This is a genomic window from Streptomyces atratus (assembly GCF_900119365.1).
Taxonomy (GTDB): domain Bacteria; phylum Actinomycetota; class Actinomycetes; order Streptomycetales; family Streptomycetaceae; genus Streptomyces; species Streptomyces atratus_B.
In genome coordinates this window covers 68,481-80,678 of record NZ_FPJO01000023.1, presented here as the reverse complement: position 1 = coordinate 80,678, position 12,198 = coordinate 68,481, and the positions used below count along the sequence as shown (strand labels likewise).

At 69.3% G+C, this 12,198-nt stretch carries 11 protein-coding genes and 1 pseudogene; 7 read left to right on the top strand and 5 right to left on the bottom strand.

The window, feature by feature from the left end; genetic code table 11:
- Positions 1 to 13 precede the first annotated feature (13 nt).
- Positions 14 to 1,027 carry a glycosyltransferase family 2 protein gene (locus BT364_RS29825; RefSeq protein WP_072488348.1) on the bottom strand — a complete coding sequence of 338 codons (1,014 nt, stop codon included), beginning with the start codon at positions 1,025 to 1,027 and terminating at the stop codon, positions 14 to 16.
- A 182-nt stretch (positions 1,028 to 1,209) separates the two neighbouring features.
- On the opposite strand from BT364_RS29825, the gene BT364_RS29820 reads away from it, so the two are divergent.
- The gene (locus tag BT364_RS29820) at positions 1,210 to 2,670 is read left to right on the top strand and encodes an LCP family protein (protein ID WP_442759028.1); all 1,461 of its coding nucleotides are present in this window, start codon (positions 1,210 to 1,212) and stop codon (positions 2,668 to 2,670) included.
- 24 nt (positions 2,671 to 2,694) lie between these two features.
- Here the strand turns inward: BT364_RS29820 and BT364_RS29815 are convergent, their stop codons facing one another.
- Entirely contained in the window at positions 2,695 to 3,243 is a 549-nt protein-coding gene (locus tag BT364_RS29815) for an acyl-CoA thioesterase (RefSeq protein WP_072488346.1), read from the bottom strand.
- 119 nt (positions 3,244 to 3,362) lie between these two features.
- On the opposite strand from BT364_RS29815, the gene BT364_RS29810 reads away from it, so the two are divergent.
- Both BT364_RS29810 and BT364_RS29805 read left to right on the top strand, forming a co-directional pair.
- Entirely contained in the window at positions 3,363 to 4,658 is a 1,296-nt protein-coding gene (locus tag BT364_RS29810; RefSeq protein ID WP_072488345.1) for an LCP family protein, read from the top strand.
- A 91-nt stretch (positions 4,659 to 4,749) separates the two neighbouring features.
- Positions 4,750 to 5,499 carry an SMI1/KNR4 family protein gene (locus tag BT364_RS29805; RefSeq protein WP_256260272.1) on the top strand — a complete coding sequence of 250 codons (750 nt, stop codon included), beginning with the start codon at positions 4,750 to 4,752 and terminating at the stop codon, positions 5,497 to 5,499.
- Between the two features lie 37 nt (positions 5,500 to 5,536).
- Here BT364_RS29805 and BT364_RS29800 read toward each other — a convergent pair whose 3' ends face one another.
- The gene (locus BT364_RS29800) at positions 5,537 to 5,746 is read right to left on the bottom strand and encodes a DUF397 domain-containing protein (protein WP_072488343.1); all 210 of its coding nucleotides are present in this window, start codon (positions 5,744 to 5,746) and stop codon (positions 5,537 to 5,539) included.
- Positions 5,743 to 6,621 (bottom strand): helix-turn-helix domain-containing protein, encoded by an 879-nt coding sequence (locus BT364_RS29795; protein WP_072488342.1) that lies wholly within the window; start codon positions 6,619 to 6,621, stop codon positions 5,743 to 5,745. The genes BT364_RS29800 and BT364_RS29795 overlap by 4 nt, the downstream gene beginning before the upstream one ends.
- Positions 6,622 to 6,786: 165 nt before the next feature.
- Here BT364_RS29795 and BT364_RS43425 point away from each other — a divergent pair.
- The 3 genes and pseudogenes from BT364_RS43425 (at position 6,787) to BT364_RS29780 (ending at position 9,382) form a co-directional block, all read left to right on the top strand.
- Positions 6,787 to 7,277, top strand: a pseudogene (locus tag BT364_RS43425) (ATP-binding protein).
- A 204-nt stretch (positions 7,278 to 7,481) separates the two neighbouring features.
- Positions 7,482 to 8,453, top strand: coding sequence for a helix-turn-helix domain-containing protein (locus tag BT364_RS29785; protein ID WP_072488341.1), 972 nt, complete (start codon positions 7,482 to 7,484; stop codon positions 8,451 to 8,453).
- Between the two features lie 32 nt (positions 8,454 to 8,485).
- The gene (locus BT364_RS29780; RefSeq protein ID WP_072488340.1) at positions 8,486 to 9,382 is read left to right on the top strand and encodes an RpnC/YadD family protein; all 897 of its coding nucleotides are present in this window, start codon (positions 8,486 to 8,488) and stop codon (positions 9,380 to 9,382) included.
- Between the two features lie 80 nt (positions 9,383 to 9,462).
- On the opposite strand, the gene BT364_RS29775 is transcribed toward BT364_RS29780, so the two are convergent.
- Entirely contained in the window at positions 9,463 to 10,620 is a 1,158-nt protein-coding gene (locus BT364_RS29775; protein WP_072488339.1) for an acyl-CoA dehydrogenase, read from the bottom strand.
- Positions 10,621 to 10,853: 233 nt separating this feature from the next.
- Here BT364_RS29775 and BT364_RS29770 point away from each other — a divergent pair, with 233 nt between their 5' ends.
- Positions 10,854 to 12,197 (top strand): UDP-glucose dehydrogenase family protein, encoded by a 1,344-nt coding sequence (locus BT364_RS29770; RefSeq protein ID WP_072488338.1) that lies wholly within the window; start codon positions 10,854 to 10,856, stop codon positions 12,195 to 12,197.
- The last annotated feature ends 1 nt before the right edge of the window (position 12,198 follow it).

Below are 12,198 nucleotides of genomic sequence, written 5' to 3'. Positions count from 1 at the left end.
GACCGGGCGGCTCTCAGACGGTCATGGCCGGGCGGCGGCTGGCGATGACCTTCTTCGCGAGCGAGCGCGGGCTGGTCAGGAAGCCGTACCCCCACGACATGTGCATGGTCGCGAGGGCCACCGGGATCTGCGCCCGCGCCTTCAGCGACAGGCCCTTGCCCGCCGGTACGGAACCGGCCACGATCGCCGCGGCGTACCCGGCGGGGACGACGAAGGCCCACGGGGTGACGGCCGCGCCGGCCACGATGCCCGCCGCGATCGCGCAGACGGCGGTGGGCGGCGCCAGGTAGCGCAGGTTGATCGATCCGGAGTGGTAGCGGGCGACGACGTGCCGCCAGCGGCCGTAGTCCTTGTACTGCTTGGCCAGCGCCCGCACGGAGGGGCGCGGCCGGTACTGCACCTTCAGCTCGGGCGAGAACCAGATCAGGCCGCCGGCCTCGCGGATGCGGTAGTTCAGCTCCCAGTCCTGGGCCCGGATGAACTCCACGTTGTAGCCGTCGGCCTTCTCCAGCGCCTCGCGGCGGAAGACGCCGAGGTAGACGGTCTCCGCCGGGCCCGCCTGGCCGCCGGTGTGGAAGGCCGCGTTGCCGACGCCGATCTTCGACGTCATGGCGGCGGCGACGGCGTCCTCCCAGGCGTTCTCGCCCTCGGCGTGCATGATGCCGCCCACGTTCTGCGCGCCGGTCTCCTCCAGGAGGCGGACGGCGGTCGCGATGTAGTTCGGCGAGAGCATGCCGTGGCCGTCGACCCGCACGACTATCGGGTGGCGGGAGGCCTTGATCGCGGCGTTGAGGGCGGCCGGGGTGCGGCCGGTCGGGTTCGGGACGGTGTGGACCCGGGGGTCCTCGCGCACCAGCTCCGCGGCGATCTCGTCCGTACGGTCCGTGGAGGGACCCAGTGCGATGACCACCTCCATCTCACCTGCGTACTCCTGCTCCAGGATGTGCCGGACGGAGTTCCTGAGGTGACGTTCCTCATTGAGCACCGGCATGATCACGGAGACGGCGGGGTGCTGCGCGGCAGACATGGTGGTCCTCGGGTGGTCCTCGGGAGCGCCGGGGGTTCGCACCCCACCAGGCGGCATGATTCGGCCGCCACGTTACCGCGAATGGGGGACACCGGCGCGCCCCCGCCGAGTTGCGCACCGGGCCGTTGATCGTATGGACCTACTGTGCGAACGGTCCCCCTCGCACCGCGGAGGTCCCCCAAGTGCCCACGCCGCACCGCTCCCCCCGTCCGCCGCAGTCCCGCGCGGTTCCGCCGCAGCGCAGGTCCAGAAAGCAGGACGAGCGACCACGCTGGGGCATGCGGATGGTGACCGGTCTCTCCGTGCTGGTGCTGGGAGCCGGCGGGATCGGCCATGCGGTGGTGACCAATCTGGAGACCGGGATCGACCGGATCGATCCGTTCAAGGACATGAAGAACCGGCCACGCGCGGGCAACGGCACGAATCTGTTGCTCGTGGGCACCGACGGCCGCGACCGGATCACCCCGGAGGAGAAGCAGAAGTACCGGCTGGGCGGTGCGCCCTGCAACTGCACCGACACGGTCATGCTGGTGCATCTGTCGGCGGACAAGGAGCGCGCGAGCATCGTCTCGCTCCCCCGCGACAGCTACGCCGAGGTCCCCGAGCACACCGACCGGAACACCGGGAAGCAGCACTCCGCGCACCCGCTGAAGCTGAACGCGGCCTATGCCGAGGGCGGGCCGAATCTGACCGTACGGACCGTCGAGCACATGACGGGTGTCAAGGTCGACCACTATCTGGAGGTCGATTTCACCAGCTTCATGAAGACGGTGGACACCCTGGGCGGGGTGAAGATCTGCACGACCCGGCGGATGAAGGACTCGTACACCGGTCTCGACCTCGCCGCGGGCACCCATGAGCTGGACGGCGGCCAGGCCCTTCAGTACGTACGCTCCCGGCACATCGACGGGGCCGCCGACCTGGGCCGGATGCAGCGCCAGCAGAAGTTCCTCGCCTCGCTGATCAAGCAGGCGACCAGCAGCGGTGTGTTGCTCAATCCGGTGAAGTTCCGCGACGTCGCCTCGACGATGCTGAGCTCGGTCCGGGCGGACAAGGGGTTCGGTACGGAGCAGATGCTGGAGCTCGGCCAGGCGATGCGCGGCTTCTCCCCCACCTCGTCCGAGTTCGCCTCCGTGCCCGTGGGGAACGCCTCCTACCCGGTCAAGGGCATCGGCTCGACGGTCAAGTGGGACGCGGCGAAGTCGAAGAAGCTCTTCCAGGCACTGCGCGAGGACAAGCCGTTGGCCCCTGCGCGGCCCAAGCGGCCGAAGGCGGCGAAGGTCGACGTCGACCCCCGGCAGATCCGGGTCCAGGTCTACAACGGGACCCCGAAGGACGGGCTCGGCAAGACGGTCGACGACGCACTGCGCGCCACCGGCTTCGACACCACGCGCACCCCGTTGAACGGGGAGCTGCACGGTCTCAAGCACACGCTGATCACCTACGACCCGCGCTGGGACCGGTCCGCGAAGTCGCTGGCCGTCGCGCTGCCCGGGGCCGAGCTGCGGGCGGTGCCGGGGCAGGGCGCCACGATGCGGGTGACGGCGGGCGCGGAGTTCGAGACGGTGCAACGGGTTCGGGCCGAGGAGGCCGACAAGGGCGAGTTCGACACGGTCACGGGCGACCAGGTGGCCTGCCCGTGACCGCGGTGGCGCGGCTTGCGGGACTCAGTCCTCGATGCCTTCCGCCGCGCGCTTCTCGCGCAGCTCCCTGATCGCGCGGCGGCGGGCGAGGCGGTGGGTGCGCCGGATCTGCGCCTCCTGGTAGCGCCGCTTGTCGCGCTCCGTCTCCGGGATCACCGGCGGTACGGGGCGCGGCTTGCCGTCCGCGTCGACCGCGGCGAACACCAGATAGGCGCTGCCGACCTGCTGGGCGGGGGTGGATTCGTTCCAGCGCTCGGCCATGACCCGGACGCCGACCTCCATCGAGGAGCGGCCGGTCCAGTTCACCTGGGCGCGGACGTGCACGAGGTCACCGACGCGGACCGGCTCCAGGAAGACCATCTCGTCCATCGAGGCCGTCACGGCGGGGCCGCCGGAGTGCCGGCCGGCCACGGCGCCCGCCGCGTCGTCGACCAGTTTCATGATCACGCCACCGTGCACCGTGCCCAGCAGATTGGTGTCGTTGCCGGTCATGATGTGGCTGAGGGTGGTCCGGGAAGCGGCGGTCGGCTTGCCCGGAATGTCGCCCTCCGGGCGCGGGGCCTGATCTGTCATACCGTCCACCTTATGCGGGGGCTTCCGTCCGGCCGCAATGCATCAGCTTCGCAACAGCCCTGATGCGATTTCCCGCACCCCCTGTAATACCAGCACACCTGGCCTGCACACTGGACCGCATGAACGATTGGCCCGAGGGATCGTCCGACGACAACCGTGGCAACAACCGCTACGGGCAGGGCAGCTCCGGCGAGCGGCCCGAGGGCGCCCGCGTCATGCGGCACGTCCAGCGCCCTCCCGCCCCGCCCCGGCACCGCCCGGCCCCGCCCCGGCAGCGCCAGGGCGAGCCGCAGCAGTACGCCGGCGGCCATGACGACGCCGGAGCGTACGACAGCGGCTACAACACGGGCCAGGTCTACAGCGGCGGCCGGGGCAACGGCCATGGCGGCGGCCAGGGCGGCGGCCAGGGCGGCGGTTACGCCCAGGGACGCTCGGCGCCCGACTGGCGCCGCCGGATCAAGATAGGCTCGCTGACCCTGGTGGTCGTGGTCCTCGGGGTCTCCATAGGCACGTACTTCTGGGCCGACTCCAAGCTCAAGCGCGAGGTGGACCTCTCCAAGGTCATCGAGCGGCCGGAGAGCGGTGACGGCACCAACTACCTGATCGTCGGTTCCGACAGCCGCGAGGGCATGACGGCCGAGGACAAGAAGAAGCTCCACACGGGCTCCGCGGAGGGCAAGCGGACCGACTCGATGATGATCCTGCACGACGGATCCAACGGGCCGACGCTGATCTCCCTGCCGCGCGACTCGAACGTCGAGATCCCCTCGTTCAAGGGCTCCGACTCCGGCAAGCTCTACCCGGGCCGCGGCCGCTTCACCAAGCTGAACGCCGCGTACGCCATGGACGGCCCCGAACTCCTCGTCCGCACCGTCGAGTTCAACACCGGCCTGCACATCGACCACTATGTCGAGATCGGCTTCGGCGGCTTCGCGAAGATCGTGGACGCGATCGGCGGCGTGGAGCTGGACATCCCCAAGGCATTCAAGGACAAGAAGTCCGGCGCCGACTTCCAGGCGGGCAAGCAGACGCTGAACGGCGAGCAGTCGCTGGCCTTCGTCCGCACCCGGTACGCCTTCGCCGAGGCGGACCTGGCCCGTACGAAGAACCAGCAGAAGTTCCTCGCGGCGCTGGCGAGCCAGACGGCGACGCCCTCCACGATCCTCAACCCGTTCAAGCTGTACCCGACGATGGGCGCCGGCCTGGACACCCTGATCGTGGACGAGGACATGTCGATCTGGTCCCTGAGCCAGATGTTCTTCGCCATGAAGGACGTCACGGGCGGCGACGGCAAGTCGATGAACATGCCGGTCGCGGGCTTCAGGAACGGCAACGTGCTCTGGGACAAGACCAAGGTCAAGCAGCTGGTGGAGCAGCTCAACAACGACGAGAAGGTCACCGTCACCGAGAACTGACGACGCCTCGCAGCAGGGCCCGGACGGTTCGCCGTCCGGGCCCTGCTGCTGTTCGCTCATGCTGTCAGTGGCGGCGCCTACAGTCGCACGCATGATCCAGGAGCCCCAGCCCCCGAACCTCATGCTCGATCTCGACGCACTCACCGCGGCCACCGGAGAGCAGCCCGACAGACCGGCAGCATGGCGTTTCATCCGCGCCTTCGCCCGCGACTGGAGCCAACGCCCCCTCACCGGGACCGACGGCTACGCCCCCGCCGATCTCGACGCGGCACAGGCCCGGCTCGGCCTGCCCCTGCCCACGGCGCTGCGCGAGGCCCACCAACTGCTCGGACGACGCAAGGACCTGACTGACAATCAGGACACGTTGCTCGCCCCGCAGGACCTCTACCTGGACGAGGACCGCGGCGTGCTGGTCTTCCGCGTCGAGAACCAGTCCTGCGCCTACTGGGGCATACGCGTCACGGACCTCGACCAGGAGGACCCGCCGGTCGTCGTACGCGCCGACCTCGTCGGGCCCACCGCCGACGACTGGGCCGCGTGGCTGGGCCGGGTCAGCGTCGCGTTCGTCGAGATCGTCCTGTCCGAGGCCCTGTGCGCCGATGAAGACCTGATGGGATGGGTGACCCCCGACGACGACACCGGCCTGCCCGAGGACATCGCCGCCACCTTCCGGCGCCTGCCGTTCCCGGAGTACCCGATCAGCCAGCAGCCGGGCTCACGTTGGTACGCGCACGACGAGATCATCCTCCGCGACGATCGCGGGACCGCGATGTTCCGCGCCCGCACGGAGGCGGCCCTCGACCGCTTCGACGGGGAGAGCGAGGAGGACGCGGAGGACTGACGGGAGTCGTCCCGTCAGGGCCGGCGGCCGAGCGGGATCAGTGCTCGGCCGCGTACGAGACGAAGCCCGCCCAGGCGTTGGGGCCGAAGGCGAGGCGTGGGCCTTGGGCGTTCTTGGAGTCCCGGACGTGAACCGCACCGGGGGCCGCGGCGACCTCGACGCAGTCGGCCTCGCTGCTGTTGCTGCTGTAGCTGCTCTTGTGCCACTCCAGCTCGTGGCCGCCCCTGGCGGAGAGCTCGCTGATCATGTTTCTCCCAGAAGTTGCTCGATGAAGGCCAACGACTCACGCGGAGTAAGAGCCTGGGCCCGGATCATGCCATGCCGCAGCTCAAGGATTCGGAGCTGCTTCGGATCGGAGACCGCCCGACCGTTGAACGCCCCTTCCGACCGCCCCATGGCCGTACCGTCCTTGAACTTCAGCACCTGCGTCTCCCCTTGCATTCCGGCGTGCTCCTCTCGGGCAGTTGGCATGACCTGGATCGACACATTCCGCAACTGTCCGACCAACAGGAGGTGTTCGAGCTGCCGACGCAGAACCATTGTGCCCCCGAGCGGGCGCCTCAACGTCGTTTCCTCCTGCACAAAACTGAGCGCGGGAGCCGGGGCTCGCTCGAAGATCGCCTGCCTGGCCATACGTCCCGCAACGGCCCGCTCGATCTCGTCCGGCTCGTACGGCGGCAGTCGCATCTCGAACAACGCCCGTGCGTACTCTGCCGTCTGAAGCAGCCCGTGCAAATTGTGGTCCCCGTACGCCGACAGTTCGACGGCTCGCCCCTCCAGCTTCGCGAGGTCCCGGATCTTCTTCGGGTACCGGACCTCCGCCACGTCCTGCTTCATCGCCGCGATCTTCCCGCGCGCCCCGAGCACCTCGTCCGCCCTGTCCAGGAGCTCCGGGCGAGGGATGCGGCGACCGCCCTCCACCTTGTAGATCTGGTCCTCCCCGTACCCGATCGCGGCCCCGAACTCGCCGGCCCGCAGCCCCGCCGCCTCCCGCCACGCCTTGATCTGGCGGCCCACCGCCGCGACCACGGCCGCCCCCGACTCGTCATCGGGATCGACATCCCAGCCCGACTCGTCCGCCCCGGCGTCGCCGCGTTCCGTACCGGTCTCATCCACGCTCATCCGTGCCTCACTTCCGACGCGTTTTGCCGTTCTTGGCTCAACCCCCGGTCTCCCCGACACGTCACCCCGGACAGCCGGGACAGCACTGGACAAGCACGGGACAATCGCCGTACGTAAGGGGCTCGTTGCTGTTCACGGTATGCATGCGCAGCCACGCTGAGTGACGTGACCCAAGAAATCACCCGAACCGAACATTCCGCTCCCGTCCGGCAGTTCACCGTGTTGCTCTCCCCCACCCGCCGGGGTGCCAGGCTCGCCCGCCTCCTGGCCACAGCGCATCTGGGCGATTGGGGGATCGTCTGCGAACCGGCCGCGCACATCGTCGCCGAGCCGGCCGCCAACGCCGCCGTCCACGGCCGTGTACCGGGCCAGAACTTCCAACTCGGCCTCACCACCCACCGCGACGAGCTCCTGCGGATCGAGGTGACCGACACCCGGGGCGAGCAACTGCCCGCCGTGTCCACCCCCGACCAGCAGGCGGGAGCGGTCGCGGACTCCTCATCGTCGAGGCACTCGCCGACCGCTGGGGCATCGACGTCGGACCCGTCCCGCGCAAGACGATCTGGGCCGAACTCGACCTCGTACCACGACCGCTCCACCGGGTCGCGGAAACCCACGACCCGGTGCCCCACGTCCCCGCGCTCCACGACGCATAAAGCTTTTAAGGACCTGGGGAAATTACCCTCCCCACCCAAACCCGACCTCGTCACTCACTCGGGTGACATGGGGCAACTGGGCTGGATTTCATGCGGGTTCGCTGGCATATGCTCGCCGCGACAACTCCAGACATGCGACGGCCCCCGACCGAGATTCACAGTCTCAACCGGGGGCCTGACCACCGAGGAAGTAGAGGCTTCCCGATGGATACCCCGCAGATTACCGCGCCCCCGTGCGCCCCGCCCCCCGTACCCGGAGACATCACACCGTCACCCGGTGTCATCCACATCAACTTCCGGCACGCCGCAGGCTTCACCGTCATCGGCAACCACCTCACCCAGCACCGTGGACTCTCCCTCGCCGCGATCGGGCTCGCCGCGCACATCCAGTCGCTCCCCGCCGGAGCCAGGATCGGCATCAAGCGCCTCGCCGAACGCTTCCCCGAGAGCGAGACCCGCATCGCCGCCGCCCTGCGCGAACTCGAAGCCCACGGCTACCTCCACCGCAGCCGCGTACGCCTCGCCGACGGCCGCATCGTCACCCGCACCGTCTCGTACAACCAGCCCGGCGCGGTCACCCACCCCGTCGCAGTTCCCCGGCCCCGGACGGCCCCCAGCAAGCCGACCCCACAGACCGCCCCGCCACCACGCGCAACCACTCCCGAACCGCATCCGGCTCCGACCCCCGCACCACCCCCGGCACCCACGCCACAGCCCGCCCCCGCCCTCGTACCGGCCCCCACCGCGCGCACGACGCCGCCTCCGCCACTCCCCCAACCGCAGGAGCTCACGCCGGAGCTTCAGCGCGCGGCCACCGCACTCCTCGCCGACCTGCGCCGCCACGCACCTCGACTGGTCCTCTCCGAGAGCGACATCCGCACCCTCGCCCCCGGCGTCGCCACCTGGCTCGAACGCGACGCCCACCCCGACACCATCCGCCACGCCCTCACCACCGACCTCCCGAACCCCCTGAAACACCCCGCCAAGCTGCTGCGCCACCGGATCACGGCGCTCCTGCCACCACCGCTGCCGGGAGCCCAGGACGTCGTCGCACGCGCACGCCCCGGCGTCATCGTCATCCCGCTCCAGAACTGCGACCGCTGCGACCGCGCCTTCCGCTCCCGCCACCCCGGCCACTGCCGCGACTGCCGGACAGGCCTCCACACAGCCGCCTGACCGGAACATCACCACAACCCGAACGGATCTGCATGGTCAGCTCGCCCCACGAAGCAATGCACCGCATCTTCCAGCAGTACCCCGACCTCTTCTCCCGCGTCTCCGAAGTGCTCGGGGTCGACATCCCACCACCCACCTCGGCCACCGCGCTGCCCACCGACCTCACCGAAGCCCGTCCCGTCGAACGCCGGGTGGACACCCTCCTGCGCATCGAAACAGAGCACGACGGGCCCTTCGTCCTCGCCATCGAGGCCCAGGCAAAGAAGGACCCGCGCAAGACCGCCAGCTGGCCGTACTACGTCAGCTATCTCCACAACAGGTACGGGCTGCCCGTCCTGTTACTGGTCGTCTGCCAGGACCGCGCAACCGCCGAATGGGCCGCGCGACCCATCGCCATCGGCATCCGTCAATGGCAGACCCTCGCCCTGAACCCCCTCGTCGCGGGACCGCACAACATGCCGGTGATCACGGACGTGGCCGAAGCCCGCAAAGACCTCGCGCTCGCCACCCTGGCCGCCATCACACACGCCGACAATCCGGACGTCGGTGCCATACTGAAAACCCTGTCCGCCGCGCTGCGGGACACGCCGGAAGCAATCGCCGACCCCATCGTCGAACTCACCGCACAGGGCCTGGGCAACCGCCCGGCCGCACAACAGTGGAGGAACCTGGTGGCCGTGGACCTCTCTTTCTACAAGTCCTTCATGTCGGAGGAAATCCGGGACGAAGGCCGAGCCCAAGGCCGAGCACAAGGCCGTACACAAGGCCGTGCAGAAAGCCTGCGGCTGGTCCTCGAAGCACGCGGTATCACCATCACCGACGAGATCCGCGAGAAGATCGACAACTGCAATGACCCCCAGCTCCTGCACGTGTGGCTCAACCGCGCCGCCACCGCCGCCTCCGTCGAGGAGGTCTTCGCCGGGGAGTGATCCAGCTCCTGCCTCCCCGCCCGGACAAACGACCGGCCCCCGACGCGTGTGTCGGGGGCCGGACACCGAAGCAACAACCGCTACGGCAGGTTCCTCGCCATCACGATGCGCTGGACCTGGTTCGTGCCCTCGTAGATCTGGGTGATCTTCGCGTCGCGCATCATCCGCTCCACCGGGTAGTCCCGTGTGTAGCCGTAGCCGCCGAGCAGCTGGACCGCGTCCGTGGTGATCTCCATGGCGACGTCGGAGGCGAAGCACTTGGCCGCGGCGCCGAAGAAGGTGAGGTCGCCGTCGAGACGCTCGGACTTGGCGGCGGCCGAGTAGGTGAGCTGGCGGGCCGCCTCCAGCTTCATGGCCATGTCGGCGAGCATGAACTGGATGCCCTGGAAGTCGGCGATCGGCTTGCCGAACTGCTTGCGCTCCTGGACGTAGCCCTTGGCGTAGTCGAGGGCGCCCTGGGCGATGCCGAGGGCCTGGGCCGCGATGGTGATGCGGGTGTGGTCCAGGGTCTTCATCGCGGTGGCGAAGCCGGTGCCCTCCTCGCCGATCATGCGGTCGGCGGGGATGCGGACGTTGTCGAAGTAGACCTCGCGGGTCGGGGAGCCCTTGATGCCGAGCTTCTTCTCCGGGGCGCCGAAGGAGACGCCCTCGTCCGACTTCTCGACGACGAAGGCCGAGATGCCCTTGGAGCGCTTGGTCGGGTCGGTGACGGCCATGACCGTGTAGTACTCGGAGACGCCCGCGTTGGTGATCCAGCGCTTCACGCCGTTGAGCACCCAGAAGTCGCCGTCGCGCACGGCCCGGGTCTTCATACCTGCCGCGTCGGAACCCGCGTCGGGCTCGGAGAGGCAGTACGAGAACATGCCGTCGCCCTTGGCCAGCGGGCCCAGGTACTTCTTCTTCAGGTCCTCGGAGCCGGAGAGGATCACCGGGAGGGAGCCGAGCTTGTTCACGGCGGGGATGAGGGAGGAGGAGGCGCAGACACGGGCCACCTCCTCGATCACGATGACCGTGGCGAGGGCGTCGGCGCCCGCGCCGCCGTACTCCTCGGGTACGTGCACCGCGTGCAGGTCCGCCGCGGTCAGGGCGTCCAGCGCCTCCTGCGGGAAGCGCGCCTCCTCGTCGACCGCCGCCGCGTGCGGGGCGATCTTCGCCTCGGCGAGCGCACGCACCGTCTCCCGGAGCATCTCGTGCTCCTCGGCCGGACGGTACAGGTCGAAATCGGTCGAACCCGCCAAGACGCTCACTCCCCAAGACGCTAACTACCGTTAAGTAACCCAATTTTAGAGCGCGGCTCCCGAGATGGCCTACGCAATGCCCGCGTGAGCTTCACGACAGGGGTGGGCGAAAAGGGGGGAAAGGGGGCGGGGAAGGGGTGGGCAAGCTGTGCGGACGGGCGGAAAACCAGGTCTTCGGGGGCACGACTATGCTCGTTCACCGCACGTCTGTCCGCATCTCACAGGAGCACTTCATGGCCCTCAGGATCACTGTGATCGGCACCGGCTACCTCGGCGCCACCCACGCCGCGGCCATGGCGGAACTGGGCTTCGAGGTGCTCGGCCTCGATGTCGTGCCCGAGAAGGTCGAGATGCTGAGTGCCGGCCGGGTCCCGATGTACGAACCGGGCCTGGAGGAGCTGCTGAGCAAGCACGTCGAGGGCATCGAGGGGTCCACGGGACGGCTGCGGTTCACCACCTCTCCGGAGGAGGTGGCGGCCTTCGGCGATGTGCACTTCGTCTGTGTGAACACTCCGCAGAAGCATGGTGAGTACGCCTGCGACATGAGTTACGTGGACGCCGCGTTCGAGTCGCTGGCGCCCCACCTGACCCGTCCCGCGCTGGTCGTCGGGAAGTCGACCGTGCCGGTGGGCTCGGCGGCCCGGCTCGCGGCGCGGCTGGCGGAGCTGGCACCGGTGGGCGCCGACGCGGAGCTTGCCTGGAACCCGGAGTTCCTGCGCGAGGGCTTCGCCGTGAACGACACCCTGCACCCGGACCGGATCGTCGTCGGGGTGGCGAGCGAGCGGGCCGAGAAGCTGCTGCGCGAGGTGTACACGGTGCCGGTCGCCGAGGGGTCGCCGTTCGTGGTGACGGACTTCCCGACCGCCGAGCTGGTGAAGACCGCGGCCAACTCCTTCCTGGCCACGAAGATCTCGTTCATCAACGCCATGGCGGAGGTCTGCGAGGCCGCCGACGGCGATGTGAAGAAGCTGGCCGAGGCGATCGGGCACGACGAGCGGATCGGCTCAAAGTTCCTGCGGGCCGGCATCGGCTTCGGCGGCGGCTGCCTGCCGAAGGACATCCGGGCCTTCATGGCGCGCGCCGGTGAGCTGGGCGCGGACCAGGCGCTGACCTTCCTGCGCGAGGTCGACTCGATCAACATGCGGCGCCGCGGCCACATGGTGGAACTGGCCCGGGAGGCCGTGGGCGGCGATTCCTTCCTCGGCAAGCGGGTGGCGGTGCTGGGCGCGACGTTCAAGCCGGACTCGGACGACGTACGGGACTCGCCGGCGCTGAACGTGGCCGGGCAGATCCATCTGCAGGGCGGCCAGGTCACGGTCTTCGACCCCAAGGGCATGGACAACGCCCGGCGGCTCTTCCCGACCCTCGGTTACGCGGACACGGCGCTGGACGCGGTGCGCGGTGCCGATGTGGTGCTGCATCTGACGGAGTGGCGCGAGTTCCGCGAACTGGACCCGGCGGCGCTCGGCGAGGCCGCGTACCGCCGGATCATCCTGGACGGCCGCAACGCGCTCGACAGCGAGCTGTGGCGCGGGGCCGGCTGGACGTACCGGGCGATGGGCCGTCCGACGGCCTGAG

What these genes read in the sequence shown, in the direction of transcription:
- BT364_RS29825 (WP_072488348.1), bottom strand. Translation starts at nt 1,027, where the DNA reads ATGTCTGCCGCGCAGCACCCCGCCGTCTCCGTGATCATGCCGGTGCTC.
- BT364_RS29815 (WP_072488346.1), bottom strand. Translation starts at nt 3,243, where the DNA reads ATGACAGATCAGGCCCCGCGCCCGGAGGGCGACATTCCGGGCAAGCCG.
- BT364_RS29810 (WP_072488345.1), top strand. Translation starts at nt 3,363, where the DNA reads ATGAACGATTGGCCCGAGGGATCGTCCGACGACAACCGTGGCAACAAC.
- BT364_RS29805 (WP_256260272.1), top strand. Translation starts at nt 4,750, where the DNA reads ATGATCCAGGAGCCCCAGCCCCCGAACCTCATGCTCGATCTCGACGCA.
- BT364_RS29800 (WP_072488343.1), bottom strand. Translation starts at nt 5,746, where the DNA reads ATGATCAGCGAGCTCTCCGCCAGGGGCGGCCACGAGCTGGAGTGGCAC.
- BT364_RS29795 (WP_072488342.1), bottom strand. Translation starts at nt 6,621, where the DNA reads ATGAGCGTGGATGAGACCGGTACGGAACGCGGCGACGCCGGGGCGGAC.
- BT364_RS29785 (WP_072488341.1), top strand. Translation starts at nt 7,482, where the DNA reads ATGGATACCCCGCAGATTACCGCGCCCCCGTGCGCCCCGCCCCCCGTA.
- BT364_RS29780 (WP_072488340.1), top strand. Translation starts at nt 8,486, where the DNA reads ATGGTCAGCTCGCCCCACGAAGCAATGCACCGCATCTTCCAGCAGTAC.
- BT364_RS29770 (WP_072488338.1), top strand. Translation starts at nt 10,854, where the DNA reads ATGGCCCTCAGGATCACTGTGATCGGCACCGGCTACCTCGGCGCCACC.